This is a genomic window from Larkinella harenae (assembly GCF_054780515.1).
The window spans coordinates 238654-265431 of the sequence record NZ_BAAGWE010000001.1 but is presented as its reverse complement, the minus strand read 5'-3'; the positions used below and the strand labels follow the sequence as shown (position 1 = coordinate 265431).

Annotated in this window: 23 protein-coding genes and 1 tRNA gene; 19 read left to right on the top strand and 5 right to left on the bottom strand. The window is 51.1% G+C overall.

Annotated elements, in window-relative coordinates; translation table 11 throughout:
* Positions 1–13 precede the first annotated feature (13 nt).
* From ACYVH9_RS01095 to ACYVH9_RS01080, 4 genes are all read left to right on the top strand, one after another.
* Positions 14–541 (top strand): class I SAM-dependent methyltransferase, encoded by a 528-nt coding sequence (locus ACYVH9_RS01095; RefSeq protein WP_460634439.1) that lies wholly within the window; start codon positions 14–16, stop codon positions 539–541.
* A 132-nt stretch (positions 542–673) separates the two neighbouring features.
* Positions 674–1093, top strand: coding sequence for a DoxX family protein (locus ACYVH9_RS01090; RefSeq protein WP_460634438.1), 420 nt, complete (start codon positions 674–676; stop codon positions 1091–1093).
* A gap of 97 nt (positions 1094–1190) precedes the next feature.
* On the top strand, positions 1191–2516 hold the full coding sequence (locus ACYVH9_RS01085) for an MFS transporter (RefSeq protein ID WP_460634437.1): 1326 nt from the start codon (positions 1191–1193) through the stop codon (positions 2514–2516).
* Between the two features lie 386 nt (positions 2517–2902).
* On the top strand, positions 2903–4051 hold the full coding sequence (locus ACYVH9_RS01080) for a glycoside hydrolase family 18 protein (RefSeq protein ID WP_460634436.1): 1149 nt from the start codon (positions 2903–2905) through the stop codon (positions 4049–4051).
* A 33-nt stretch (positions 4052–4084) separates the two neighbouring features.
* Here the strand turns inward: ACYVH9_RS01080 and ACYVH9_RS01075 are convergent, their stop codons facing one another.
* A complete protein-coding gene (locus ACYVH9_RS01075) occupies positions 4085–4378 on the bottom strand; it encodes an antibiotic biosynthesis monooxygenase family protein (protein ID WP_460634435.1) in 294 nt (97 codons plus the stop codon).
* Positions 4379–4534: 156 nt separating this feature from the next.
* On the opposite strand from ACYVH9_RS01075, the gene ACYVH9_RS01070 reads away from it, so the two are divergent.
* Positions 4535–5305, top strand: a complete 771-nt coding sequence (locus tag ACYVH9_RS01070) for a glycerophosphodiester phosphodiesterase (protein ID WP_460634434.1) — start codon at positions 4535–4537, stop codon at positions 5303–5305.
* A gap of 76 nt (positions 5306–5381) precedes the next feature.
* On the opposite strand, the gene ACYVH9_RS01065 is transcribed toward ACYVH9_RS01070, so the two are convergent.
* Positions 5382–6551 carry an MFS transporter gene (locus ACYVH9_RS01065; protein ID WP_460634433.1) on the bottom strand — a complete coding sequence of 390 codons (1170 nt, stop codon included), beginning with the start codon at positions 6549–6551 and terminating at the stop codon, positions 5382–5384.
* Between the two features lie 289 nt (positions 6552–6840).
* Here ACYVH9_RS01065 and ACYVH9_RS01060 point away from each other — a divergent pair, with 289 nt between their 5' ends.
* From ACYVH9_RS01060 to ACYVH9_RS01035, 6 genes are all read left to right on the top strand, one after another.
* Positions 6841–7170, top strand: a complete 330-nt coding sequence (locus ACYVH9_RS01060; protein ID WP_460634432.1) for a DUF6660 family protein — start codon at positions 6841–6843, stop codon at positions 7168–7170.
* Between the two features lie 101 nt (positions 7171–7271).
* The gene (locus ACYVH9_RS01055; protein WP_460634431.1) at positions 7272–11681 is read left to right on the top strand and encodes a CusA/CzcA family heavy metal efflux RND transporter; all 4410 of its coding nucleotides are present in this window, start codon (positions 7272–7274) and stop codon (positions 11679–11681) included.
* Complete coding sequence (locus ACYVH9_RS01050) at positions 11678–12934, top strand: efflux RND transporter periplasmic adaptor subunit (RefSeq protein WP_460634430.1); 1257 nt, start codon at positions 11678–11680, stop codon at positions 12932–12934. The genes ACYVH9_RS01055 and ACYVH9_RS01050 overlap by 4 nt, the downstream gene beginning before the upstream one ends.
* 12 nt (positions 12935–12946) lie before the next feature.
* Positions 12947–13567: a hypothetical protein gene (locus ACYVH9_RS01045; protein ID WP_460634429.1), complete on the top strand. Its 621-nt coding sequence runs from the start codon at positions 12947–12949 to the stop codon at positions 13565–13567.
* 5 nt (positions 13568–13572) lie between these two features.
* Positions 13573–15567 (top strand): heavy metal translocating P-type ATPase, encoded by a 1995-nt coding sequence (locus tag ACYVH9_RS01040; protein WP_460634428.1) that lies wholly within the window; start codon positions 13573–13575, stop codon positions 15565–15567.
* Positions 15568–15572: 5 nt separating this feature from the next.
* A complete protein-coding gene (locus tag ACYVH9_RS01035) occupies positions 15573–16148 on the top strand; it encodes a YdeI/OmpD-associated family protein (RefSeq protein ID WP_460634427.1) in 576 nt (191 codons plus the stop codon).
* Positions 16149–16214: 66 nt separating this feature from the next.
* Here ACYVH9_RS01035 and ACYVH9_RS01030 read toward each other — a convergent pair whose 3' ends face one another.
* Both ACYVH9_RS01030 and ACYVH9_RS01025 read right to left on the bottom strand, forming a co-directional pair.
* Positions 16215–16784 carry a Crp/Fnr family transcriptional regulator gene (locus tag ACYVH9_RS01030; RefSeq protein WP_460634426.1) on the bottom strand — a complete coding sequence of 190 codons (570 nt, stop codon included), beginning with the start codon at positions 16782–16784 and terminating at the stop codon, positions 16215–16217.
* A gap of 6 nt (positions 16785–16790) precedes the next feature.
* Positions 16791–17603 carry an oxidoreductase gene (locus ACYVH9_RS01025; RefSeq protein WP_460634425.1) on the bottom strand — a complete coding sequence of 271 codons (813 nt, stop codon included), beginning with the start codon at positions 17601–17603 and terminating at the stop codon, positions 16791–16793.
* A gap of 47 nt (positions 17604–17650) precedes the next feature.
* Here ACYVH9_RS01025 and ACYVH9_RS01020 point away from each other — a divergent pair, with 47 nt between their 5' ends.
* A complete protein-coding gene (locus ACYVH9_RS01020) occupies positions 17651–18127 on the top strand; it encodes a hypothetical protein (RefSeq protein ID WP_460634424.1) in 477 nt (158 codons plus the stop codon).
* Positions 18106–19947: a M61 family metallopeptidase gene (locus ACYVH9_RS01015; RefSeq protein WP_460634423.1), complete on the top strand. Its 1842-nt coding sequence runs from the start codon at positions 18106–18108 to the stop codon at positions 19945–19947. Before ACYVH9_RS01020 ends, ACYVH9_RS01015 begins: the two co-directional genes overlap by 22 nt.
* Positions 19948–19982: 35 nt before the next feature.
* Here ACYVH9_RS01015 and ACYVH9_RS01010 read toward each other — a convergent pair whose 3' ends face one another.
* The gene (locus ACYVH9_RS01010; protein WP_460634422.1) at positions 19983–22022 is read right to left on the bottom strand and encodes an OPT family oligopeptide transporter; all 2040 of its coding nucleotides are present in this window, start codon (positions 22020–22022) and stop codon (positions 19983–19985) included.
* 188 nt (positions 22023–22210) lie between these two features.
* On the opposite strand from ACYVH9_RS01010, the gene ACYVH9_RS01005 reads away from it, so the two are divergent.
* The 6 genes from ACYVH9_RS01005 (at position 22211) to lpdA (ending at position 26656) form a co-directional block, all read left to right on the top strand.
* Positions 22211–22283, top strand: a tRNA-Gly gene (locus tag ACYVH9_RS01005).
* A gap of 610 nt (positions 22284–22893) precedes the next feature.
* Positions 22894–23508, top strand: coding sequence for a sigma-70 family RNA polymerase sigma factor (locus tag ACYVH9_RS01000; RefSeq protein WP_460634421.1), 615 nt, complete (start codon positions 22894–22896; stop codon positions 23506–23508).
* A gap of 88 nt (positions 23509–23596) precedes the next feature.
* Positions 23597–23896 (top strand): hypothetical protein, encoded by a 300-nt coding sequence (locus ACYVH9_RS00995; protein ID WP_460634420.1) that lies wholly within the window; start codon positions 23597–23599, stop codon positions 23894–23896.
* Between the two features lie 6 nt (positions 23897–23902).
* Positions 23903–24502 carry a guanylate kinase gene (gene gmk / locus ACYVH9_RS00990; protein WP_460634419.1) on the top strand — a complete coding sequence of 200 codons (600 nt, stop codon included), beginning with the start codon at positions 23903–23905 and terminating at the stop codon, positions 24500–24502.
* 23 nt (positions 24503–24525) lie between these two features.
* Positions 24526–25098: a nicotinate (nicotinamide) nucleotide adenylyltransferase gene (nadD, locus tag ACYVH9_RS00985; protein WP_460634418.1), complete on the top strand. Its 573-nt coding sequence runs from the start codon at positions 24526–24528 to the stop codon at positions 25096–25098.
* A gap of 157 nt (positions 25099–25255) precedes the next feature.
* Complete coding sequence (lpdA, locus tag ACYVH9_RS00980) at positions 25256–26656, top strand: dihydrolipoyl dehydrogenase (RefSeq protein WP_460634417.1); 1401 nt, start codon at positions 25256–25258, stop codon at positions 26654–26656.
* Positions 26657–26778: the final 122 nt, after the last annotated feature.

The window sequence follows — 26778 nt, the reverse complement described above, 5'->3', positions numbered from 1 at the left end:
TAATTCTTACACGATGGAACTCACTGACGCTATTCAACTAATAAAAACCGAACAAATCCACTCCACAACGCCCAGCATTTGGGCTGATCTGGGTTGCGGTTCCGGCCTGTTTACGCGGGCACTGGCACATTACCTGACAGCTGGCAGCCAGATTTACGCCATTGATACCACCAACCCCCTACAGCTCGAAAAGCAGCCGAACGGCGTCGAACTGGTGCCGATGGAGAAGGACTTTGTACGCGATGACCTGGCCCTGCCTGCCCTGGACGGTATTTTGATGGCGAATTCGTTTCATTACGCTAAGAACAAGACCGATCTGCTCGCTACGCTAAACTCTTACCTAAAACCGGGTGGGCATTTCTTGCTTGTTGAGTACGACACCGACACGCCGGTGCCGACCTGGGTGCCCTACCCAATCAGCTTTGTTTCGTTGGTTCGTTTGTGCTCCCAAATCGGTTACGGCTCCGTTGAAAAGCTGCACCAACAACCTTCGCGGTTTGGCGGCCAGCTCTATGCTGCGCTGATCTCCACAACGCCCTGATTATGACTCTGATTGACGATTCTGAAACTTGTCGTAAATACCCCCTGAAATTGCCGTTTTCACCCGCCTTTTAAGTCAGAAAGGGCGGGTAAATTTGTCTTGTTAATTAACCAAACAGCAAATCTTACTACCATGAAAAAGACGAAAATTTTGTACTGGGTTTTTACGGGTTTATTTTCGTTTGTTATGCTCGGTTCGGCGATTCCTAACATTCTGGTGGATCAAATGTCGGTGGACGGTTTTAACGAGATGGGCTTACCGGCTTATCTGGTTCCGTTTATAGGCTGGGCCAAATTGTTTGGCGTGATCGCCATCCTGGTACCTGGTTATCCGCGGCTCAAGGAGTGGGCCTACGCCGGGTTGTTTATTGACCTGGTGGGTGCCACGTACTGCATTTACAGTGCCGGCAAAACGTCGACAAACTGGCTTCCGATGTTGTTATTTATCGGCCTGGGGGCGGCTTCCTACATCTTTTACCTCAAGAAACAGCGCATCACGGCGGCCGAATCATCCGGCCTGCAAGCCTCCAACCCCCTGCGCACGGCTTACTAAATTGTAGCCATCCAAACTATTATCATGGCTGTTGTGTATACCTACATAGCAGCCATCGTTGCGTTTGCCCCAACTGAACAACAAATACCTCCCCATCATGAATCACCGCTTTTATGCCCTGCTGGTCAACACCTTGACGGCTTCGCTGATCAATTCGTGTGTCTGGTTTGCACTAACCTTCTGGCTGTATCTTGAAACGAAATCGGTGGTTGCTACCTCGATCATGGCGGGCATTTACCTAACAACGGTCGCTTTCTCCGGCCTTTTTCTGGGTTCCCTGGTCGACCATTACCGCAAAAAGGTTTCCATGATGGTGTCGAGTATTTCCTCACTGGTGTTGTACGCGCTCGCGCTAGGGATCTACAGTGTCACACCCTCGACGGTTTTCAGCAATCCGTCCAGCCCCGTTTTGTGGGTGTTTATTCTGCTGGGACTACTGGGGGCCATTGCCGGCAACATTCGCACCATCACAATTTCAACGCTGGTGACCATGCTCATTCCTGAAGATGAGCGCGACAAGGCCAACGGATTAATTGGCACCACCAACGGCGTGTCATTTCTGGTAGCCTCGCTGTTCAGCGGCATGGCCGTTGCATTTCTGGGGATATTCTGGCTGCTGGTGCTGGCGCTGATTCTGACCGCACTGGTTATTTTTCACCTCTGGACAATCTCGATCCCCGAACCGGAAATCGTCCATACCCAGGATGCCGACAACAGCAAACGACTCGACATTCGGGGAACGCTCAAAACCGTTCAGCAAATGCCGGGCCTGCTGGCGCTGATTTTCTTCAATACACTCAACAACTTCCTGGGCGGGGTGTACATGTCTCTGATGGATGCCTACGGTTTGTCGCTCGTTTCCGTGCAGGTATGGGGTGTACTCTGGGGCGTTTTGAGTCTCGGTTTTATTGTTGGGGGTCTGGTCGTTTCCCGGAAAGGGCTCGGTTCCAAACCCTTGCGAACGCTCTTTCTGGCCAACATCGTGATGTGGACCGTTTCAATGTTTTTCACCGTTCAGGCTTCCATTGTGCTGCTGTCGGCCGGCCTTTTTATCTACATGTGTCTGATTCCCGTGGTGGAAGCGGCCGAGCAAACCATCATTCAGAAGCTGGTTCCGCCCAAACGGCAGGGGCGGGTTTTTGGTTTTGCCCAGAGCGTTGAGCAGGCGGCTTCCCCGATTACCGCATTCGTTATTGGTCCCATTGCGGAACTGATTTTTATTCCGTTCATGACAACCGGTGCGGGCGTCGAACTAATTGGGGCGTGGTTTGGAACAGGAAAAGACCGGGGACTCGCCCTTTTATTCAGCGTTACCGGGCTTATTGGACTGATCATCACGATAATTGCCATGAGGTCGGCGTCGTACAAATTGCTGTCGGCAAATTATGAGAAGCAAAAGAGCCAACCCGCCGTGGCTGAATAACTAAATATCCCAGACTGGGTTGGAGTAAAAAAACTGAAAATTTTTGCGGTATATTTTTCAAATCATAAAACAATTTGCGCGCATTCGTGTTTTATAAGCATAGTTCGCTCGAGTAAGGATGTTGACGGAAACGTGAAATATCCTTACAATTCGAGTGAAATCAGAAGCCAGGTGACTAACGTCGTCTGGCTTTCTTTGTGGCAACGCTATTCACCCCATCCGACACCTCTCCTATCCACACGGTTTTCGAGAAAGAATCATCAATCCGGCAAGTTTTTGTGTAATGTTCCAATGAAGATTCTGCCACCAGCCAGAGCCAGCTTGCGGGTCTCGTCATGGCAGCTAATTTTACAGCTTTTCCGTCAAATACAATTGCTAACCTTGCGATGAAACGATTTCATTTTTTCCTCTTTATTGCCCTTTTGGGCCAATTCATTGGTCATCCTAAAACCGTTCTGGCCCAATCCAAACCGAAAAAATACGTTCTGATTGGCTATGTGGGTGGGGGCGGCTGGACCAAAAATGATATTGAGGTTCAGAAGCTGACGCATATCAATTATGCTTTTGCCGTGCCAGCCCAAAACGGTGAACTGGCTCCAATTAAAGCGCGGGACTCGGCCAATCTGGCAACACTCAACTCCCTGAAAACCGCCAACGAAGATTTGCAAATCCTGATTTCAATTGGCGGCTGGGGTGGTTGCCGGTATTTCTCCGACGCGGCCCTGACCGACGCATCCCGTAAGAAATTTGCCCGTAGTGCGGTTTCGTTCATGAAGAAACACCGGCTCGACGGGGTTGACATCGACTGGGAATACCCCGATCAGATTGGCGAGAACAACATTTTCCGGCCGGTTGACAAGCAAAATTTCACCTTGTTACTGAAGGAATTACGGACGCAGCTTGACGCACAAGGCAAGAAAGACAAACGCCCCGTAGCCCGCCATTATCTGCTGACAGCAGCCACCGGGGGCGATACGGCTTTTGTCAACCACACCGAACTGGGCAACGCGCAGAAGTACCTCGATTACGTCAACATCATGACGTATGATCTGTACCACGGCAACGATAAAAAAACCGGGCACCACAGCCCGTTGTACCAGTCGGATTTAAGCGACCGCTCGCGCAACAGTTCGGATGATGCCGTCAATGGGCATATCAAAGCGGGGGTTCCGGCCCGTAAAATCGTACTGGGCCTGCCTTTTTACGGACGCGGCTGGACGGACGTCAATCCGGTCAACAAAGGCTTATTTCAGCCGTCGTCGGGCAAACACATGAGTCCGAACTATTACGATCTGGTAGCCAATTACATCAACAAAAACGGCTATACCAGGTATTGGGACGACAAAGCCAAAGCGCCTTATCTCTGGAATCCGGAAAGCCGCACGTTCATCTCCTACGCCGACAAGGAGTCGATGATGCACAAAATCAATTATGTCAAATCAAAAGGGCTGGCGGGCGCGATGTTCTGGGAATACACGCTCGATTTGAAAGAAGATAAACTACTGGACGTGCTGGTCAACGAACTGGCGAAATAAAAAAAGGCCGTTGAGTTGCTCAACGGCCTTTTTTTAAACCTGAACGCTCACCTCATAATAATCGATGGTGGGCGGACCGGCGAAATACTCCTTCATGTTTTTTAGCACATCCTGGAGAAAACCGTTGGTTTCGGCATTGGTTCGAGCTGATTCCGACTCCCAAAGCGTTACCATCAGGCATTTGCTGGTTTCTGAATTGGTAAGAAATCGGCTGTTTTTAAAACCGTCAAGTTCTTTGAGTGCCGGGCCGACCGAGTCGCGAAAATAAGCCGTAGCGTCGTCGATGGTGCCGGTCTTTAGCGGAACCTGAATAACACGTGCATACATATTTATAAGTAATTAGGGTTGAAAGGGTTACCCAATGTACACTTAATTCCGGCAAGTCCTTATTATGTTTTCGTAAAGAACCGTCGATTTTTAGCCAGCGTCCAGTTCATTGAAGACTTCTCTATTACATTTGCAAGTTCACCTACGCCAAACCGTATGAAAACCGTCTTTCTTAAGACCACCTTTGTTGTTTCGCTGCTCACCAGTTTTGTTCTCCAGAGCATGGCCCAAACCAAAGTAATCGCCCACCGGGGAGCCTGGAAAAATACCGGCGCTCCACAAAATTCCCTTGCGTCGTTGCGGGAGGCCATCAAACTCGGCTGCTACGGCAGTGAGTTCGACGTGCACATGACCGCTGATTCTGTGCTGATTGTCAATCATGATCACACGTACCAGGGCGTCCATCTTGAAACTGCTCCAGCCGCTGATATCAATGCCCTGAAACTCAGTAACGGAGAATCGTTGCCGACGCTGGAAAGTTATCTAAAAGAAGGCCTGAAACAGAAGAAAACCCGTTTGATCCTGGAAATCAAAGCATCGAAAGTCAGCAAGGAACACTCGCTGGCGCTGGCCACCAAATGCGTTCAGGCCGTTAAAGCCCAGAAAGGCCGCAAGCTGGTCGACTACATCAGCTTTGATTATGATGTCTGTAAAAAAGTGAAAGAGCTGGACCCATCGGCCAACGTCGCTTACCTCAACGGAGATAAAACACCAGAACAACTGGCCACCGACGGCTTATACGGACTGGATTATCACCAGAATGTGATGAAGAAAAACGAAAACTGGATTCAGGAAGCCCACCAGAAAAAACTGACCGTCAACGTCTGGACCGTCAATGATCCGGATATGATGAACTGGCTGCTCGAGCGTAAAGCCGATTTTATCACCACTGACGAACCTGAAAAGTTACTGACGCTCACGAAGTAATTTTTCGGTACAAAGACAAAGAGGAGAAAGCAGCAACTGCCTTTCTCCTCTTTATTTTCTATACCTTCCTGTTCTTTTACTCTCCTTTCACCTTTCCAGCCATCAGGGCTACACAAAGGCCCATGCCGGCGATGATGGTAAATGAGATGCGCAGACTCGTTGCACCGGCCACAAAACCGATCAAAGGCGGGCCAATCAGGAAGCCTAGAAAACCGATGGTCGAAACGGCGGCCAAAGCCACACCTGGCGACATCACCGCTGATTTTCCGGCGGCACTATAGACCAGTGGCACTACCGACGACACGCCGAAACCGACCAGAAAAAAACCGAGAATAGCGGTACTCAAATACGGCAACGCAACCGAAGTCAGTAAACCAGCGGCAATTAAAACACCACTTACCTGCAAGGTCCGTTTTAATCCGTAGCGGGTGGCAAACCAATCAGCAATAAAACGCCCCATCGCCATCGTGCTCATAAAAGCCGTGTAGCCTGCCCCTACCATCGCCTTGTTGGCCATCACGACTTTCTTGAAATAAATACCGCTCCAATCAAACATCGCGCCTTCGCAAATCATGGCACAAAAGGCAATGATCCCCAGCGTCAGCAGCGTTTTATCGGGTTTGGCAAAAATCGGCTGATCGGCATTAGTGTTAGCATCTTCCGGTAAAATATACCGGGAAGCGACGGCGAGCAGGGCCAGCGCGAAAAACAAAACAGCCGCAAAATGCTGATACGGCACGATGCCCGCACCAATCATAAAAGCCCCCAGCATGGCTCCGGCAAACCCGGCCAGACTCCACAGCCCGTGAAACGACGCCATAACCGGACGATTGTACAGAGCCTCAACGCCAACGGCCTGCGTATTGATGGAAATGTTGGCCATATTACCAACCAATCCGAACACAAACAGACAAGCCATCAGTTGCGGAGTGCTTTGAGCCAATCCCAGACTCAACAACGCGAGTGCGTAAAACCCAACCGCCAGTGTGGCCACTTTGCGGCTTCCAATTTTAGCCGTTAGCCAGCCCGCCATTGGCAACGACAGCATCAAGCCCGCCGGAAGGGCCAGCAAAACCCCGCCCAGTTCCGTGTCCGATAAGCCCAGCGTTTGCTGAATGCTCGGAATTCGGGATGCCCAACTGGCAAACGATAATCCTTGCAGAAAAAACAAGGTTCCCACGGCTCCACGACGAATGCTACGCGTGGAAAGCCGGGGTAATGAAAGTTGAGAAACCGTAAAATTCATTCTTAAAAAAAGTCAATATTTCAGGTTGTATTCAGTTTTCTTCTTCAAGGATAACAGCAGCAAAAATAACTTTATTCTTTGGCAATTAAAGCATTTTCGTTCAACCGTATAATCAAAACTTTTGCAATTAAGTTCTTAGAATTAGCCAATTCTAGGAGAGTTCGCATACAATGTATATAAAGTGCAAAACCTTTCACCCCAGAGGAGTTTAAGAAGTAATGATGATATTATTTCTGGGAAGCTGGTTTTTGACTACCTGTTGCACGTTTTTTTCGGATAGCTTTGCCGCATGAAGTCCCTGATTTGCTTGTTGATGAGCACCCACCTGCTGTTTCTGTCCGTTTGGCCCTGCGCCGACGGGTGCCTGAAGGTGCGCACCGATAAAAAAGCAACAGTGACAATTTCCATCGATGACCACCAGCACAACGGTGATCATGAAGATGCCGATTTTTGCTCCCCTTTTTGCGGTTGCGCCTGTTGCGGTACAACCCTGGCACCCGGTCACGATTTTCAGTTTGCCTTTGCGGCTGTTTCGGTTACTTCTGCACGGTACAAATCCTTCGTGCCTACTTTACCAACCACTCCCCTTTCCTACTGGCAACCGCCCCAGCTCGGATAAGATAGGATACATGCGCCCACTTGATTCTATGCAACTGGGTTGCATTACTTGCCCCTGAAAATGGGCCTCATTCACCGTTCTTATCTTATATTTCTACCGGTATGCTGGATTCCATCATCCGATTTTCCATTCAGAATAAACTTATTATTGGCCTGATAACACTGGGGCTGGTAATCTGGGGCAGCTACTCGCTCAGTCAGCTCCCCATCGATGCTGTTCCGGACATTACTAACAACCAGGTTCAGATCATTACCCGGTCGCCCGCGCTGGCCGCGCCGGAAGTGGAACGGCTCATTACGTTCCCAATTGAACAGACCATGGCAACCATTCCCGAAATCGCCGAAATCCGGTCGTTTTCGCGCTTTGGCTTATCCGTTCTGACCATTGTTTTCCAGGAATCGACCGATCTGTACTGGGCGCGCCAGCAAATCAGCGAGCGACTCTCAACGGCTCGAAGCCAGATTCCGGCGGGAACCGGCGAACCCGAAATGGCACCGGTCACCACGGGCCTGGGCGAAATCTACCAGTACGTCATCTACGCCAAACCCGGCTTTACCGAGAAGTACGCACCGGCCGAGCTGCGCACATTACAGGATTGGGTAGTCCGGCGGCAGCTTTTAGGCACGCCCGGCGTGGCCGACGTCAGCAGCTTCGGCGGGTTGCTGAAGCAGTACGAAATTGCCATTGATCCCGACCGGCTCCGCTCCTACGGCCTTGGCATCAGTGATTTATTCACGGCATTATCGCGCAACAACCAAAACACCGGCGGAGCGTACATCGACAAAAAGCCCAATGCATACTTCATCCGCTCCGAAGGGCTGGTCGGCAGTCTGGACGACATTGGCCGGATTGTCATTCGCCGGACGAAAGCCGGTGTTCCGGTGCTGATCCGTGATGTGGCAACCGTTCAGTACGGTTCGGCCAATCGTTACGGTGCCCTAACCCGCAACGGAGAAGGGGAAGCCGTGGGCGCGCTGGTGCTGATGCTGAAAGGCGAAAATGCCAATGAGGTGATTAAGCGGGTTAAAAGCCGGATGGAGCAGATTCGCAAAACACTACCCGAGGGCGTTGATATCCATGCCTTTCTGGACCGTAGCGAGCTGGTGGGCCGCGCCATCCATACCGTTACCCGCAACCTGGTTGAGGGAGCGCTCATTGTCATTTTCGTTCTCATCCTGTTTTTGGGTAACTGGCGGGCGGGTCTGATTGTCGCGTCCGTAATTCCGTTATCGATGCTGTTTGCGGTCGGAATGATGCAGGTTTTTGGCGTTTCGGGCAATCTCATGAGTCTGGGCGCCATTGACTTCGGACTGATCGTCGACGGAGCTGTCATTATTGTAGAAGCCACCATTCACCACCTCGGTTTACGAAAAATAAACCGCCTGACGCAGGCTCAGATGGATCAGGAGGTGTTCGAGTCAGCCAGTCGAATTCGCACCTCGGCCGCGTTTGGCGAAATCATTATTCTGATTGTTTACCTGCCCATTCTGGCCATGTCGGGCATTGAAGGCAAGATGTTTGTTCCGATGGCGCAGGTGGTTGGATTTGCCATTGCCGGAGCTTTCATCCTTTCGCTCACATACGTACCGATGATGTCGGCGCTGGTACTCAACAAGCAGGCAACCAATCAGCGCACCATCTCCGACCGAATGATGGACTTTTTTCTCCGCCTTTACAATCCCATTATTCAGAGCGTTATGCGCCAGAAAGCCCTGGTTCTGAGCGTGGCGGGTGTGCTGCTGGCGGGTGCAGGCTGGCTTTTTACAACCTTGGGCGGTGAATTCATTCCGACGTTGGACGAAGGCGACTTTGCCATCGAAACCCGTGTGCTGACGGGCTCGTCGTTGAGCCAGACCGTGGCCAAAACCACGCAGGCCGAACGGGTACTGCTTCAACGGTTTCCGGAAGTGAAAGAAGTAATCAGCAAAATTGGTGCGGGCGAAATTCCTACCGATCCGATGCCCATTGAAGCCGCCGATATGATGGTTATTCTCAAACCCCGTTCAGAATGGACCTCGGCCTCGAGCCGGGATGAACTCGCCGGAAAAATGGCCGAAGCCCTCGAATCCATACCGGGCGTTACGTTCGGGTTTCAGCAGCCGATTCAGATGCGCTTCAACGAACTGATTTCGGGCGTCAAGCAGGATGTAGCCGTAAAAGTCTTCGGCGAAGACCTGAACGAATTAACCCGGCTTTCGAAACGCATTAGCGGGTTGGTCAACAGCGTCGACGGAGCCACGGATTTATACGTGGAACAGGTGCAGGGATTGCCCCAGATTGTAGTAAAACTAGACCGCGAAGCGCTCGCCCGCTACGGTTTATCGGTCGAAGATGTCAACCGGACCATCAGCGCGGCCTTCGCGGGCGAGAGTGCTGGCCTGGTCTACGAGGGCGAACGACGGTTTGACCTGGTGGTTCGCCTGGCGGGCGAAAACCGTCGCAGCATACAAGACGTGCAAAGACTAACCGTCGCCAGCTCGGACGGCCCACCCATTCCGCTTTCGGAGGTTGCCACCATCGAACTGGTACCTGGCCCTAACCAGATTCAACGCGAGGACGCCAAGCGACGGCTGACGATTGGGTTTAACGTGCGCGGGCGCGACGTGGAAAGCGTGGTGAACGAGCTACAGCAGAAAATCAACCAGCAAATCAAGTTTCCGACGGGCTATTACGTAACCTACGGCGGTCAGTTTGAGAACCTGCTCGACGCCCAGCAACGGTTACAGGTAGCGGTTCCGGTGGCGTTGGGTCTTATTTTTCTGCTCCTCTTCCTGACGTTTCATTCCCTTCGGCAGGCATTACTGATTTTTACGGCTATTCCGCTGGCGGCCATCGGCGGGGTTTTGGCGCTGTGGCTGCGTGGGATGCCCTTTAGTATTTCAGCCGCCGTCGGATTCATCGCCCTGTTTGGCGTGGCAGTTTTGAACGGAATTGTGCTGCTGGCCGAATTCAATTACCAGCGACGCAGCGGCATCGCCGATTTGCAGGAGGCCATTCTCCGCGGTACCCGTATCCGACTTCGGCCCGTGCTGATGACCGCAATGGTGGCCTCACTCGGTTTTTTACCAATGGCCCTGTCCAATACAGCCGGAGCCGAGGTGCAAAAACCGTTGGCCACCGTTGTCATCGGCGGCTTAATTACAGCAACCTTATTGACGCTGCTGGTGCTGCCGGTGCTGTATTTCCTGGTCGAACAGCGTTTCGGCAAACGGGATCAATCCTTGACCCCCAGCGTAAAAACCGTTGCCGCAGGCTGGTGGCCCCTGTTGGGTTTACTGGCGCTGGGTTTGAGCTCTTTTCCGACTTCCAGTCACGCGCAGGTCAACACCCCCTTGAGTCCGTTTTCGCTCGAAAGGGCGCTGAATCAAACCTTCCAGCACAATCCGCAGATTCGGGTGGCAACGTTAAATCAGGATTACCAACAGGCGCTGAGTGGTACGGCCAGGGCCATTGATAAAACCGATATTGTGGTGACAGCCGGGCAATACAACAGCCGCTATGTCGATCAGTCGTTACAAATCGGGCAACGGCTGCCCGCTCCGGGCCTGCTTCGAAGCCAGAAGTCACTGGCCGACGCCCGCATTACCGGAGCCGAAGCCGAAAGCCGCGTTACCCGGCAGGAGCTGGCTTTTCAGGTAAAATCCGCTTATTACGAACTGATTTACTTACGAACGCTGCACCGGGAGCTTCATCGCCAGGACAGTCTTCTGAGCACGCTGGTTCGGGCTGCGGTGGTCCGCCGACGTACGGGCGAAAGCAACCTGCTGGAGCAAACAGCAGCCGAAGTTGAAGCGCGGCAAATTCGGATGACGCTGATTCAAAACCGAGCCGACCAGCAAATTGAGGCCCGACGCCTGCAAACGTTGCTGGGCACCGACCAGTTACCCCAGATTACGGATTCGGTGTTAACAACCCGCGCGCTTCACCTACCGGATTCAGTGACCTTGACGCAGAATCCGGAATTGGCGCTACTGCGGCAACAAATTGAAATTGCCCGGCGCGAAACCGACGTGGAGCGCTCCCGGCTTAAACCCGACTACTCGTTCAATGTAGTTAACCAGTCGCTGCGGGGCATTCAGACAATCAACGGAAACGACCGGCTTTATACGGGCGTCGATCGGTTTACGTACGGGCAGGTTGGCATTTCGATTCCCATTGTAGCCAAACCGTTGCGGGCACGGGTCCGGGCGGCTGAGTTAGGCCAGCAACGCACCGAAGCCCAGTTGGCGGCCCGTCGGCGCAACCTGGAAGGGGCTTTTGCGGAACTCCTGCAAGCTCATCAGAAAAACCGCGAAACACTGGCCTACTACGAAGAATCGGCGCTGCCACAAGCAACACTGATTCGGCAGCAGGCCGACCGTGCCTACCGGGCCGGGGAAATTGGCTACATCGAGCTGTTCCAGAATCTCCGCACCGCAAGCACGATTCAAACGGGTTATCTGGCAGCCCAGAACGCCCTGAATCAAACAACTATTAATCTTGAATACCTACTGGGAAATACGGAACCATGAAACATAGTCTGAAAATAAATTTATTTCTCCTGTTCCTGGCGGTCGGCCTGTTTTTTTCGGCCTGCAAGCGTCAGGGAGATACCGCAACCGAAACGCACGAACATCAGCACAATGAAGGCGGGCACGAAGAAGGTGAACAACACAACAAGCAGGAGGAACACGCCGAAGGCCTGGTGGAGCTAACCGACGAGCAGTTCAAAACTGTTGGCATCCGGCTCGGTAGCCTGGAAGAACGGACCCTCAGCAACCTCATCCGGGTCAACGGGGTTATCAATGTACCGCCCCAGCAACAAGTGTCGGTGTCGACGCCTTACGGCGGCATTCTCACGTCCACCCCGCTACTGCCGGGGCAAGCTGTCAAACAGGGGCAGTTGCTGGCGATGCTCGAGAATCCGGAGTTCATCCGGCTGCAACAGGAATACCTTGAAACTACCAGCCAGCTCGAGTTTCAGGAGCAGGAATACGAACGCCAGCGCGAGCTGAGCCGCGAAAATGTGGGAACGCTCAAAACGTTTCAACAGGCTACGTCGCAGGTGAAAATTCTGCGCTCCCGGGCCGAAGGATTGCGGCAGCAACTGGCCCTGCTGGGGGTGTCGATGGGAGAGCTGGCAAAGGGCAAAATTACCCGAACCGTTGCCGTCCGGTCGCCCATTACAGGTACGGTAACGGAAGTGAACGTTAACCGGGGCCGGTTTGTCAACGCCAACGATATTTTGTTTGAATTAATGAATACCAGCGGCCTTTACGCCGAACTAACGGTTTTTGAAGGTGATATTGCCCGGGTGCAGGTTGGCCAACGGGTACGCCTGTCGGTCATTGGCGAAAACAGCGAAACCATGAACCGGGAACGCAGCGGACGGATTCGGTACATCAACCGCGAAACCGGAGCCGACCGCACCGTCAAGGTCTTTGCCGCGCTCGAAAAACCGGATGCCGCGCTCCGGCCCGGCACCTTTCTGAAAGCCCTGATCGAAACGCAATCGGCCCCGCAACCCGCTTTACCGGAGGGCGCGGTGATTAAATCAGGAACGGTTTCGCAGGTTTTTGTTTATGAAGGAAAAGAGGAACACGAAGGCACGGTTCACCACCAGTTTCGGCCCGTTGCGGTGCAGGCCGGTGTTAGCGAAAACGGTTTTCAGGCTGTAACCTTACCATCGAACGTCAAAAAGGGCGTGCAGGTGGTGGTTGCCGGTGCCTACGACCTGCACTCGGTTTTAAATAATTCGGAAGAAGCAGGCGGCCATGTCCATTAACCCCGTAAAGAAATGTTATTTAATCTGCTTGTTGGGAGTATTCTGCTCGGAGCCGTTCACGCGGCCATTCCAAACCACTGGCTCCCGGTGGCCCTCATCGGACGAAGCGAAAGCTGGACCCTGCGCGAAACGCTGGGCGTGGCGGCCCTGAGTGGTTTTTTTCATACACTCAGTACGGTTATCCTGGGTGTCCTGATCGGCGCAATCGGCGTCGAATTGTCGGAGCGGCTGGAAGATCAAACCCGCTGGATTGCGTCGCTCATCCTCATTTTTATGGGTTTGGTGTATTTCGCGGTTCATAACCCACACAGTGCCCACGAACACGTTCCGAAAGGATTGTCCGGTCGGTCGAAACGGGCAATCATTGGCACACTCGCGCTGGCGATGCTGCTCTCGCCCTGCCTGGAAATCGAAACGTTTTTCTTCACCGCCGGAACGCTGGGCTGGCCCGCCATTGCCACACTGAGCATTGCCTATACGGCTGTTACAATTGGCTGTATGGTCGGGCTAACAGCTTTATCGTTTCGGGGGCTGGCAAAATTGCACTGGCACTGGCTCGAACACCACGAAAAACAAATCACCGGCGGCATTCTGATTGCCCTCGGTATCCTCAACTTTTTCATCGAACTCTAAGCGATATGGCAACCCATCACCACCACTCCCACGACGACGGGCATACCCATGATCATGATGAGCCGCTGGATTTGGTCGAAACCGAATCCTCTGCAACGGAATCCAGCGGTGCAGGCCAGGCGCATTCAGCCTGGGAAGGAGTCAAGGAATACGTTCCGGCAATTAGCAGCCTGGTGCTGTTGCTGGGCGGTATTCTGCTGGACAACTACGCTGACTGGTTTCGCGATCCGTGGCGGTTTTTCTGGTACCTGGCAGCTTACTGGCCCGTGGGCTGGCCGGTGCTGCGCCGGGCCGTTCGCCAGATGGTAAAAGGCGACATTTTTACCGAGTTTTTTCTGATGGGTGTGGCAACCATCGGTGCCTTCGCCATTCGCGAATACCCCGAAGGCGTGGCCGTCATGTTGTTTTATACCGTCGGCGAACTGTTTCAGGATGCTGCGGTGTTGCGGGCGCGCCGTTCCATCAAAGCCCTGCTCGACGTACGGCCCGATACCGTGACGGTTTTGCGCGACGGAAAAACCGTTCCCACCCAAGCTGCTCAGGTAAAAATTGGCGAAGTGATTCAGATCAAACCGGGTGAAAAAGTGGGGCTGGACGGCAAAATGCGCTCCGAAACCGGCTCGTTTGATACGGCAGCCCTGACCGGCGAGAGCGTTCCACGCACCATCAACAAAGGCGAGGACGTGCTGGCGGGCATGATCAACCGGCAAACGCTGGCCGAAATGGAAGTGACGACGCTCTACCAGGATTCCAAACTGTCGCGCATTCTGAAACTGGTGCAGGAAGCCACCGGCCGCAAGGCCAAAACGCAGGAGTTCATTGCCCGTTTTGCAAAAATTTACACGCCGATTATTTGCGCACTGGCGGTTTTGATTACGGTCTTGCCGTACCTTCTGGTTGCGGATTACCGCTTTCAAGACTGGCTCTATCGGGGCCTGGTGTTTCTGGTGATCGGCTGTCCCTGCGCCCTCGTGATTTCCATTCCGCTGGGGTATTTCGGTGGCATTGGCGCAGGATCGCGGCAGGGCATTCTGTTCAAAGGCTCGGTTTTCCTGGACCTGATTACGCAGGTAAAAACCGTGGTGATGGACAAGACCGGTACACTGACACAGGGTGTTTTCAAGGTGAAGGAGGTACAAACGAACGGTATTTCGGAGCAGGAATTAATCCGGTTGACAGCAGCTCTGGAAGGCAAGTCCACCCATCCGGTGGCCACAGCGATTATTGCTTACGCCCGGTCCGGTGCTGCATTGCCGCTGGTGGAAAACGTGGAGGAAATCCCCGGACACGGATTGAAAGGAATCATAGACGGAAAAACCGTGCTGGCTGGGAATGCCAAACTGCTCCGCAAATTCAACGTACTGTTTGAAGAGAGTCTGACCGCCATTCCGTTTACGGTGGTGATGGTGGCCATCGACGGGCAGTTTGCCGGGTATTTCACGATTGCCGACCAGGCCAAGGACGATGCCGCCGACACGGTGAAGCAACTGCATCGCATGGGGCTAAAAACCGTCATGCTGTCGGGTGATAAATCGGCGGTGGTGCAGGCTGTAGCCCAAAATGTGGGCGTCGATGAAGCCGTTGGCGATTTGTTACCGGAAGATAAAGTTCGGGAAGTGGAACGGCTGAAGCAGGCACTTGCGGGTAATCCAAAGCAAAAACTCGCTTTTGTGGGCGACGGTGTGAATGATGCGCCGGTGGTGGCGCTGGCCGACGTGGGCATCGCAATGGGTGGCCTCGGTTCCGATGCTACGATTGAGACCGCCGACGTGGTGATTCAAACAGATCAGCCCTCAAAAATTGCTACGGCGATCAAAATCGGGAAGGCCACGCGGCAGATCGTCTGGCAAAACATCACGCTTTCACTGGTCGTCAAGGCCATTGTGCTGTTGCTGGGCGCGGGTGGCGTGGCGACGATGTGGGAAGCGGTTTTCGCCGATGTAGGCGTCGCCCTGCTGGCCATCTTGAACGCCGTGCGGGTGCAGAATCTGAAATTTTAACGCACATGGCCACTTTTTTTGCAACTCCGGCCGAGTTTCGGCAATGGCTGGAAGAAAATCACAACACGGAGAAAGAACTGATCGTCGGTTTTTACAAGGTCGGTTCCGGAAAGCCGAGCCTGACGTGGCCGCAGTCGGTCGATGAAGCGCTATGTTTCGGCTGGATCGACGGTATTCGTAAATCCATCGACGAAACCGCCTACCAAATCCGGTTTACCCCCCGCCAAGCCAAAAGCATCTGGAGTGCCGTTAACATCCGGCGCATTGGCGAACTCATCGAGCAAGGATTGGTCCATCCCGCCGGGTTGACGGTTTTTCAGAAACGGGATCTGAAAAAAGCGGGCGTTTATACGCACGAGCAAACTGAATGGCAACTCAGCGCGGAGTTTGATGCCCTGTTACAAGCGAACGAAAAAGCGTCGCAGTTTTTCCGGAAACAGGCTCCGTCGTACCAAAAATCAGCGATTCATTGGGTGATGAGCGCCAAGCAGGAAGCAACGCGTCAAAAACGCCTGACAACCCTTATTGAAGACTCCATGAACGGCCGGAAAGTCGCACCGTTTCGCCGAAATGGGGAATAAACGATCACTGTCTTTTCCCGCTAAATCCAGCTTTTCACGCTTCTATAATGGAATCGATCAACAGCTTCAGCGGATATTTTTTCGTATTCTGCTTAGCGAAGATTGTGTAATTCCTAAGTAGGAGGCCAAATAAGAAAGCGGAACACGGTTAGCAAGTTGGGGAAACTTTTCAAGAAACGAAAGATAGCGCTCTTTGGCGTCTTCCGCCATCATCGGACTGATTTTATTCACTTTATCGGCTAAACCTTTGGCGGTTATCTTGGCAACAATAGCATCCCATTCTATAATCGTCATTGATAACTCTTTCATTGCATTTTTAGAAAACACAAAGTAGGTGCAATCCGTAACCGCCTGTATATATTCAGTGGAGGGTATTTCCTGATTGTAGCTATTTATATCTGCCAGAAAATTATTTTCATCAATGAAATATTTTGTAATCTCATCACCTTTGTTATTGTAATAGCAAACTCGCATCACGCCCTCGGTCAGAAAAATAATCTCACGCGGTATTTTCCCTGCTTCGTGAAAATAACCGTCCTTCCTGATTTCTTTGAATACAACTTTGCTTTTGATTAAATCAATTTGTTGCTGGTTCAAATTGCTGAATTGTAATAAATAATTGATAAGAGCTTCCATAAAAAATTATTGTATTTGACTCATTACCATTCTGTCAAACAGTTTATCGGACAAAATTTTTCTAAAAAAAAGCATCAGTTTTGCTCCCGAAGCACCAACATACCGTGTTTTCGGATTAGTTGCTTCAATCCCTTTTTTGATGAGCTTCGCAATGACAATTGGGTCGGCAGCGTCTTTTTCTATGGCAGCATACATCTTGCCTACGCCTGTTGCCAAAGTGCTATACACCGTTTTGCCCGATACTCTGTTCATATATTCACTGCCAAGGGCTGTCATTTCTGATTTTGTGCCACCGGGCTCAATCACAATCACGTCGATATCGAAGGGTTTTACTTCTTTACGAAGAGCATCACTCAAGCCCTCAAGGGCAAATTTACTGGCGTGATACCACGCGCCCATTGGCAACGTTACTTTACCGCCAACCGATGAAATATTTACGATTTTTCCGTAGTTATTTTTTCGCATAGTCGGTAATACCAACTGGATCAGACGAGCTACACCGAAAACATTTACTTCCAACTGATATTTTGCGTCAGAAAGTGGCATATCTTCCAATGCACCATAATAACCGGAACCTGCGTTGTTGATTAAAATATCGATCCTTCCTGCTTCTTTCAAAATTTGTTCAACACAGGCAACAAGACTTTCTTCGTTGGTAACATCCAAAGAAATAGGTTTTATACCGTGTGTTTTCAGCTCTTGCATTTTCTCTATTCTGCGTGCCGCACCGTACACGTTGTAGCCGTTTTGTGCCAAATAAATTGCCGTTGCTTTTCCAATCCCGCCCGAAGCCCCTGTAACTAAAACCGTCTTTTTCATCTTTTTAATTTTTGATGGTAATACGGGGCAAAGTTGTTTCAATAAAAATGAAATTATTTGTCATTTGGCAAAAAGTACGTTTCGCTTTTCAACGCGATCGAAAAGCTGGTTTTTACAAATTGATCAAGGCCAACGGTTTTTTAGACACTGTTATTGTCGTTAAACATGAGATGACGAATTTGCAAGCAAACCAGCCATTTCCAACTACAACCCAGCACGTGCAGCGAACCGTATATCCGATCTTGCTGGCCACCAGCTTCGCCCATTTGCTCAACGATACCATGCAGGCGGTTATCGCTGCAATCTATCCGCTGTTGGAGACCAGTTTTACAAAATCACGGCTACAAAATAGGAGATGCTTGACGGCACCCTCAAAACGCAACCGTTCCTTCACTCACGTTAGTTTAATAGTTGCAGTCGTTTTTGAATTGATTCAAGCAATGGTTAAAATGAACTGTAAAACAGCCCGGCGACCGAAAACCGCCAGCATTTTGCGGTATTTATGGAAACTCTTGTACTTCTGACATCCCGAACGAATTTATTGATCCGGCATTTGCGAAATCTAACCTTTGCTACGGTTTTTCTTTTCGTTATTTCATCGGCGTTTGCGCAAAAAACCGCCGGAAAACTGGCGTTTACGGTAACGATGGAAAACCCCGCTTCGCAGCTCTACCACGTCACGTTCCGGTGCGATGGCTTGAAGGGCAAAACGCTGAATTTCAAAATGCCGGTCTGGACGCCGGGGTATTACCAGTTGATGAATTACGCTAAATCAGTGGAAAACTTCCGGGCCACCGACGGTTCCGGAAAACCACTAAAATGGGAGAAAACCGCCAACAGCCGCTGGACGGTGCACCATGGTAAAGCAACAGCCCTAACGCTGACGTACGATGTGAAAGCTACGCGCAACTTTGTCGCCGGAAATTTCCTGGACGAAAACCACGGCTATATTTCCCCGGCAGGCGTATTTCTGCACCCCGAAGGTCAACTGAAAAAACCGATAACCGTTACCTTAAAACCGTATTCGAAATGGCCCCAGCTCATTGCGACGGGGCTGGATTCGGTAGCCGGACAGCCGCAGACGTTTTTCGCGCCAGATTACGACACTCTGTACGATAGCCCGATGCTGATGGGCAAACTGGAGCAACTGCCGTCGTTTGAGGTTAAAGGTATTCCGCATTATTTCATCGGTTACAATATGGGTAGCTTCGACCGCCCCCAGTTCATCGCGGACCTGAAAAAGATTGTCGAAGGATCGGCGGCTGTTATCGGCGACATTCCGTACAAACACTACACGTTTATTGCCATTGGTCCAGGCGGGGGCGGCATTGAACACTTAAACTCCACATCCATCAGTTTCAGCGGAGAACAACTGAGCACCCATGCGGGCCGAAACCGGATGTATAACTTTCTGGCGCACGAATATTTCCACCATTACAACGTCAAGCGCATCCGCCCCGTCGAACTGGGGCCCTTCAATTATGATCAGGAGAACCGTACCCGGATGCTCTGGGTTTCGGAGGGTTTTACGGTTTATTATCCGTATCTGATTCTGAAAAAAGCCGGTTTGATGACGGAAGAGGAGGTATTCAGTGGTTTACAGAGCAACATTATCGCTTACGAAAACAAACCGGGTCATCGGTTTCAGTCGGCCACGCAGGCCAGCTTTGAAACCTGGGAAGATGGGCCGTTTGGCCGAACCGGCGATGAAGCCTATAAAACCATTTCGTATTACAGCAAAGGGCCGGTTTTGGGCGCAATGCTGGATTTTAAAATCCGACACGAAAGCAAAAACCGGAAGTCGCTGGACGACGTGATGCGGGCACTATATCAGGTATATTACCAGAAGCAGCAACGCGGTTTTACCGAAAAAGAGTTCTGGGCTGAGTGCGAAAAAGCCGCCGGAACCAGACTGACCGACATGGCCAGTTACGCAGCCACCACGAAGGAAATTGATTACCCGAAATACTTCGCCTACGCCGGTTTATCAATCGACACCACGTATAAAGAATTACCGGGCGTCTCGTTGGGCATTTCGTTCCGCGAAAAAGCCGATAGCTTATTCGTTACCGAAGTCGAATGGCAGTCAGCGGCTTGGAACGCCGGACTCCGCAACCGGGCGACTATTCTTTTTATCGACGGCCAAAAAGCTACAGTTGATATTCTAAGCGCCGTGATCCGGAATAAAAAACCGGGGGAGTCGGTCAAACTGCGGGTGTTACAAAACGGTCAGCAAAAGGAGATAACAGCGGTTTTGAGCAAAAAATCCGAACGCAATTTCCGAATCACCCGCCTTCCCAACCCTAATCCGCTTCAGGCCGCTATTTTGAAAAGCTGGCTGTAAAACCGCAGCCCCCGAACTGAATTCGGGAGCTGCGGTTACACACGTTTCATTGCCACCCTGTATAGAATAATGGCCAGTGCCAGAAAAGACAGTGCACCCAGCAATTGATACCCACCGTCACCCAACGCGCTTTCCAGCGCCGGTTCCAGGGTCAATTTAGCGAGGAAATTGTAAACGGATTCATTGACCGATAAAAGCGCAACGAATACGCCCGCCAGCGCTCCACCCGCCACCAAACCGGTTGAAAACAGGCTGCCCCGGCCCAGGTCAGCATCTTCTTCGATGATGCCTTTGCGTTTAGAATTCCAGTCGACCAGCGCTTTGACACAACCTCCGGCAAAAATGGGTAACGTCGTCGAAAGCGGAAGATAAAGACCGACGGCAAATGCCAGCGCACTGATGCCGCAGATTTCAACCACAAACGACATGAAAGCGCCCACCAGCACAAACTGCCAGTCGAGGTTGAACGACAGCAGTCCTTTAATGAGTGTGGCCATGAGCGTTCCCTGGGGAGCCGGAAACCGGTCGCTGCCGATGGCGTGCGTAATTCCCTGTGCAACCAGATCGGGTGTGGGGGTATCCAGAATTTTGACCGTGGCCCCGACCGCCAGCGACGAAACGATTACACCAATGAATAAAGCCATTTGCTGGTATTTGGGCGTTGCACCGACCAGAAAACCGGTTTTCAGATCCTGCGAAGTTCCACCGGCATTGGCCGCTGCGATGCAGATCATACCGCCCACCACCAGAACGGCCGGTTCATAAATTTTGCCCGTCAGTCCAACTCCGATGAATACCAGCGCGGTGCCCATGATAGTGGCAATAGTCATGCCCGAAACCGGCGACGAACTGGACCCAATTAGCCCGACAATCCGGCTGGCCACGGTAACAAAGAAAAAGCCGAACACGACGACCAGAATGGCAATCAGGAGTTTGGTCAGAATCGAATCGCCGGGAATTTGCGGAAGAATGACCATCAAAGCCGCCAGAGCAATGCTGCCGAAAATGACGACCCGCACCGACAAATCTTGTTCTGTCCGCCGAACCTGCGCGCCTTCCGTGGCCACGTCCACTTTCTTGAAGCTGTCGCGGAACGACGAAACGATGGTCGGAATGGTTTTCAGCAGCGTCATAAAACCGCCCGCCGTAACCGCCCCCGCACCGATTTGCCGGATGTAGGCCCGGTAGATAGCGGCCGCCGTGTCGCTAAATGTATGCGTGGAGGGATTCCAACCGCCGGGTCCGCCCGCCGTTTGCAGATTGGTCAAATACCCAAGTTTAATCAGTTGCAACGCAATGGTATCGCCCGGTACCAGCGTTGCCAGCAGCGGAATCAGGGCCAGCCACGCCAGAATACCGCCCCCAACCAGCACCGCCGAAATCCGAAATCCGATGATGTAGCCAACGCCCAGGTATTCTGGCGTAATCTCGCCCGACACCTGCGCCGACGGGAAATACCGGTTTGCCTGCTGGGTAGCCCAGGTGGGCGCTTCGGCAATGACGTGCAGAATCTTCTGAAAAATCGCATACAGCAACGCCACACCCAGGCCCCGGTAGGCCATCTTGGCAAAATCACCGCCCCGCTCGCCCGCAATCAGTACCGAGCCGCAGGCCGTTCCTTCGGGGTAGGGCAGCTTGCCGTGTTCTTCTACGATGAGCGCCCGGCGCAGCGGAATCATCATGAGCGTACCGAGCAAACCGCCCAGAATTGCCAGCGTCAGAATAGTCCAGTAATTGAAAAAATCCTCGCCAACGCCCTCGGTTAGGAACAAGAAACCGGGTAACGTGAAGACCACGCCCGACGCGATGGATTCACCCGCCGAACCGGTGGTCTGGATAATGTTGTTTTCGAGGATAGTTGTTTTCAGGAACTTTCGCCCGAGCGAAATGGCCAATACCGCAATGGGAATGGACGCCGAAACGGACAACCCGGCTTTCAACGACAAATAAACCGTGGCGGCCCCGAACAAGACGCCAAACAAAGCCCCCGTGATGACGGCTTTGAGCGTAAACTCGGCGGTCGACTGGTTATCGGGAATATAAGGTCTGAACTCGGTAGAGGGTTTGGTTTCCATAATCAAAGGCAGGGCTGTTCTGAAAGATCACTCGATTTTGTTAAAAGAAAAAAAGTGAGTCTCATTAAAACTTAAGGGGCCAATTTAGGGGATAATTTTTATTTTCTACGAAATCCCTTTTTGCATCTCCCATTTGCACAAAACGACTTGACTTTTCCGCTGTTTCTTAAATAATTTGCAGTCATTCAGCGGGAGTAGCTCAGTTGGTAGAGCGGCAGCTTCCCAAGCTGCAGGCCGCGAGTTCGAGACTCGTCTCCCGCTCTTTCCTTACCTTTTGTAATAGAAGCACTTAACTAAAAGGTTGGGTGCTTTTATTATTGGTATTGACGGTTTTAGGTGGCTATTGAAATTTTTGTCTGCTGCTCGTGCAATGCTCCGGATTGTCCATGATCTAGAAAACCGTTCCAGGTGATTACATAAGAATAACCGCCTTTCCCTATTTCTCCACTGCAATCAGCCGATTCCAACCTAACCACGCAAAAAACCCATTAGATTTCGGTGAATTTCCCCTTAATTAAGCAACGTATTGAATGGCAGGATAGCACCCGAGAAAGTGCCTGCACGCAGCAACCTCCAGTCCGTTTTTCACTCGCGATTTCCGTCCATCCATCCGCTTTAACCTACCATCCATCACCCCTGACTTGTATTCTGCCAATTTGTCCTGTTCCTTGCAACTCGTCGGGTCGAAACCAGGTAGGATTGATTTTTGCAGGGTTCTTAAACATTGATGTTTACTTTTTTATTATTTCCTAATACTGCTTAGTAAACCGCCCAAACCGCTGATTCTATGAAACATCGCTACTTATACGATAACCGTATGTATTGAGCTTGCCAAAAAAATGGCTGTCTTTTCATTTTCATTTGTAATTTTATGACGACGATGCCCGAAATTATGTCAGATACGCAACTACAAGGGTATACAGACGAACAGAAGTATCAGGTCTTCAACAGGGAGTTCATGCCACACATTGACTCCATGTACAACTTTGCCTTCCGCCTGACGATGGACGAAGATGATGCGAACGACCTGGTGCAAGATACCTATTTAAAGGCGTTTCGCTTTATATCCTCATTCGAACAGGGAACTAACGCAAAAGCGTGGTTGTTCCGCATTCTGAAGAACAGCTTCATCAACGATTATCGCAAGAAAAGTAAGGAGCCTGCGAAAGTTGATTACCAGGATGTAGAGACAACCTACAACTCCGACGAAGCCTCAGAAACCGAGCACACCACGGATCTGCGGTTTGAGGCAGTACAGGATATGATTGGTGATGAGGTAGCCTCTGCGCTTAACTCGCTGCCGGTTGATTTCCGAACGGTTATTATCCTCTGTGATATTGAAGGATTCACGTACGAGGAAATGGCTAAGATTCTGGACATTCCGATTGGAACTGTTCGCTCACGGCTACACCGCGCCCGGAATCTTTTAAAGGATAAGCTGAAAGAGTATGCCGCTTCGATGGGGTACAATAAAAATGAGGAATAATTGAAACTTTTTGAACTAGGTAGTTGGTTATCAGGGCAAGTTACAAATATATCGTATAACAATTTCTGGAATAAATTAAATTTTTCCAATGTCAGGCACATTGCATTCATCGACCACGGTTGGTACGGAGGGTAGGAAGACGACTGCCCCCATGAAAGAATCCTGCGAGCATCAGGCCCAATGCCTGAAACGAATTCAGTCAATTCTGGACGGGGGAGCCACCGATGAAGAAAAAGAGTACTTCAAGCAGCATATCGAAATCTGTCAACCCTGCATCGATATGTATAATCTTGAGAAATGTATTAAAGAAGCCCTGCAGGGTAAAGTCGAAAAAAAATGCTGCCCCGAGAAAATAGCAGCCGCTATTCGGGCAGAAATAACCAAATAAGCAGCATTGGAAGGTAAACTGATTATTTTTTCGGCCCCCTCCGGTTCAGGCAAAACAACCATTGTCAGGCACTTACTGACTACAAATTCAAACCTGGGTTTTTCCATCTCCGCCTGTACCCGCGACCGCCGGGGTCGTTCTGAGCAAAACGGCAAAGACTATTACTTTCTGACTCCTGAAGATTTTAAGGAAAAAATCGACAACGGTGAATTCGTTGAATGGGAAGAGGTGTATGTCGGTGCTTTCTACGGAACCTTAAAATCGGAAATCGAACGCGTCTGGGCCAGTGGCAAACACGTATTGTTCGATGTGGATGTACAGGGTGGCTTAAAACTGAAAAAATACTACGGCGATAAAGCCCTGGCCATTTTTGTAAAGGTGCCCGATGAAGAAACGCTTCGGCAACGCCTGATGGCCCGCGGTACAGAAACCGAAGACAGCCTGTCCAAACGGCTCTTCAAAGTTCATTTCGAAATGAGTTTTCAGGACCAGTTTGATGTCATTCTGGTAAACGACAAGCTGGATGATGCGCTGCAAAAAGCGCAGAAACTGACGGACGATTTTCTGAAAGAAAACATTATTCCGCAACAGGCCACCGTCATCTAAACACGGCTCTCCGGAATTGATTTATGAAAATCGGCTTATTCTTCGGGTCCTTTAACCCTATTCATGTTGGGCACCTGATCATTGCCAACACAATGGCCACCACCACCGATCTGGAACAGGTCTGGTTTGTGGTTTCGCCCCAGAACCCCTTCAAAAAAAACAAAAGCCTGTTGCACGAGTTCGACCGTATCGATCTGGTGGAACGGGCTATTGCCGATAATTCAAAATTGAAAGCAACGGACATCGAGTTTTCGATGCCGCGCCCTAGTTTTACCATCGACACCCTCGCCCGGCTTCAGGAGAAATACCCCCAACACCAGTTCAAACTCATCATTGGGGGTGACAATCTGGCACAATTTCCGAACTGGAAAAACTACGAAAAAACTCTGGAACTCTACGGCCTTTATGTATATCCCCGCCCTGACAGCGCTCCCAGTCCGCTTGAACAACACCCTAATGTGCGGTTTGTAGAAGCGCCTTTGCTGGACATTTCCGCTACTTTTATTCGGGAGTGCCTCAAAAACAACCGTTCCATCCGCTACCTGGTGCCGGATGTTGTGGAAGAGGTTATTGAACGGAAGAAATTTTACATCTGACGGTAACCCATCGGTCTCCCGCCTTTTCCGCTACTTACGCAAACATTTTTCCAGGACCGCGCAGATTCAACTTTTCAGCCTAACTTTGCGTTCTTCTGATTGAATGTATTGGGACCGCCCAGCGGTTAATTCTTCATGTTCATTAACATTCCAAAATATGGCATCACAATATGATGTAATTGTTCTTGGCAGCGGCCCCGGTGGCTACGTTGCCGCGATCCGCGCGTCGCAGCTGGGCTTCAAAACGGCCGTTGTCGAACGCGAAAGTTTGGGAGGAATCTGTCTGAACTGGGGCTGTATTCCCACCAAAGCCTTGTTGAAAAGTGCTCAGGTATTTGAATATATCAAGCATTCGGAAAACTACGGTATTACCATCAACGGTGACGCAAAAGCCGACTTTGGCGCGGTGATCAAGCGCAGCCGTGGCGTAGCCGACTCCATGAGCAAGGGAGTTACGTTTCTGATGCGGAAAAATAAAATCGACGTTCTGCTCGGCAATGGCAAGGTAAAACCGGGCAAGAAAATCGATGTGACGGACAAAGACGGCAAAACGACCGAATACGCAGCCAAGCACATCATTATTGCTACGGGTGGCCGCGCCCGCGAACTGCCTGCCGTTCCCATCGACGGGCAGAAAGTAATTGAATACCGTAAGGCCATGTCTTTGGAGAAACAACCCGAGTCCATGCTCGTAATCGGCTCTGGCGCTATCGGTGTTGAGTTTGCTTACGTTTACGCAACCATGGGCACCAAGGTGACGATCGTCGAGTTTTTGCCGCGCATTGTTCCGGTGGAAGACGAAGAAATCTCGAAAGAACTGGCCAAGCACTATAAAAAGCTGGGCGTCGATATTTACACCAGCTCGGAAGTAACCAAAGTCGATACGAGCGGAAAACTCAGCAAAGTATACGTCAAAACGCCGGATGGCGAAAAGACTTTCGACGTTGAAGTTGTTCTGTCGGCCGCTGGCGTGGTAGCGAATATCGAGAAAATTGGTCTGGAAGAAACCGGTATCAAAACCGAACGCGGTAAAATCACCACGGACGACTACTACCGCACGAATGTCGAAGGCTATTACGCCATCGGCGACTGTACGAAAGGTCAGGCCCTGGCGCACGTGGCTTCCGCCGAAGCCATTATCTGCGTGGAAAAAATCGCCGGCCTGGATCACGTCGAACCGCTGAATTACAACAACATTCCGGGTTGTACGTACTGTACGCCTGAGATTGCTTCGGTCGGTTATACCGAAACCGCGGCAAAAGAAGCCGGTTACGATATTCTGGTGGGCAAATTCCCCTTATCGGCTTCGGGGAAAGCCAAAGCCGCCGGTGCGCCGGAAGGCTTCGTAAAGGTGATTTTTGACAAGAAATACGGTGAGTGGCTGGGTGCGCACTTCATCGGTTACAATGTAACCGAAATCGTGGCCGAAGTGGTAGCTGCCCGCCGATTGGAAACGACTGGACACGAAATTCTGAAAGCCGTTCATCCTCACCCGACCATCTCAGAGTCGATCAAGGATGCAACGGAAGCCGCTTACGGCGAAGCAATTCACCTCTAAGCCAGACGCTTTTCTTCAAAATAAACCCGCCGAAATCGTGATTTCGGCGGGTTTATTTTTTTACGGTTCAAGCCTCAAAAAAAGCAATTGAGTTGCCGAATCTTCCGTTTGCTGACAAGTCT

Coding starts and splice junctions, on each gene's coding strand:
- ACYVH9_RS01095 (WP_460634439.1), top strand. CDS start 14: ATGGAACTCACTGACGCTATTCAACTAATAAAAACCGAACAAATCCAC.
- ACYVH9_RS01090 (WP_460634438.1), top strand. CDS start 674: ATGAAAAAGACGAAAATTTTGTACTGGGTTTTTACGGGTTTATTTTCG.
- ACYVH9_RS01085 (WP_460634437.1), top strand. CDS start 1,191: ATGAATCACCGCTTTTATGCCCTGCTGGTCAACACCTTGACGGCTTCG.
- ACYVH9_RS01080 (WP_460634436.1), top strand. CDS start 2,903: ATGAAACGATTTCATTTTTTCCTCTTTATTGCCCTTTTGGGCCAATTC.
- ACYVH9_RS01075 (WP_460634435.1), bottom strand. CDS start 4,378: ATGTATGCACGTGTTATTCAGGTTCCGCTAAAGACCGGCACCATCGAC.
- ACYVH9_RS01070 (WP_460634434.1), top strand. CDS start 4,535: ATGAAAACCGTCTTTCTTAAGACCACCTTTGTTGTTTCGCTGCTCACC.
- ACYVH9_RS01065 (WP_460634433.1), bottom strand. CDS start 6,551: ATGAATTTTACGGTTTCTCAACTTTCATTACCCCGGCTTTCCACGCGT.
- ACYVH9_RS01060 (WP_460634432.1), top strand. CDS start 6,841: ATGAAGTCCCTGATTTGCTTGTTGATGAGCACCCACCTGCTGTTTCTG.
- ACYVH9_RS01055 (WP_460634431.1), top strand. CDS start 7,272: ATGCTGGATTCCATCATCCGATTTTCCATTCAGAATAAACTTATTATT.
- ACYVH9_RS01050 (WP_460634430.1), top strand. CDS start 11,678: ATGAAACATAGTCTGAAAATAAATTTATTTCTCCTGTTCCTGGCGGTC.
- ACYVH9_RS01045 (WP_460634429.1), top strand. CDS start 12,947: ATGTTATTTAATCTGCTTGTTGGGAGTATTCTGCTCGGAGCCGTTCAC.
- ACYVH9_RS01040 (WP_460634428.1), top strand. CDS start 13,573: ATGGCAACCCATCACCACCACTCCCACGACGACGGGCATACCCATGAT.
- ACYVH9_RS01035 (WP_460634427.1), top strand. CDS start 15,573: ATGGCCACTTTTTTTGCAACTCCGGCCGAGTTTCGGCAATGGCTGGAA.
- ACYVH9_RS01030 (WP_460634426.1), bottom strand. CDS start 16,784: ATGGAAGCTCTTATCAATTATTTATTACAATTCAGCAATTTGAACCAG.
- ACYVH9_RS01025 (WP_460634425.1), bottom strand. CDS start 17,603: ATGAAAAAGACGGTTTTAGTTACAGGGGCTTCGGGCGGGATTGGAAAA.
- ACYVH9_RS01020 (WP_460634424.1), top strand. CDS start 17,651: ATGAAATTATTTGTCATTTGGCAAAAAGTACGTTTCGCTTTTCAACGC.
- ACYVH9_RS01015 (WP_460634423.1), top strand. CDS start 18,106: ATGGAAACTCTTGTACTTCTGACATCCCGAACGAATTTATTGATCCGG.
- ACYVH9_RS01010 (WP_460634422.1), bottom strand. CDS start 22,022: ATGGAAACCAAACCCTCTACCGAGTTCAGACCTTATATTCCCGATAAC.
- ACYVH9_RS01000 (WP_460634421.1), top strand. CDS start 22,894: ATGACGACGATGCCCGAAATTATGTCAGATACGCAACTACAAGGGTAT.
- ACYVH9_RS00995 (WP_460634420.1), top strand. CDS start 23,597: ATGTCAGGCACATTGCATTCATCGACCACGGTTGGTACGGAGGGTAGG.
- nadD (WP_460634418.1), top strand. CDS start 24,526: ATGAAAATCGGCTTATTCTTCGGGTCCTTTAACCCTATTCATGTTGGG.
- lpdA (WP_460634417.1), top strand. CDS start 25,256: ATGGCATCACAATATGATGTAATTGTTCTTGGCAGCGGCCCCGGTGGC.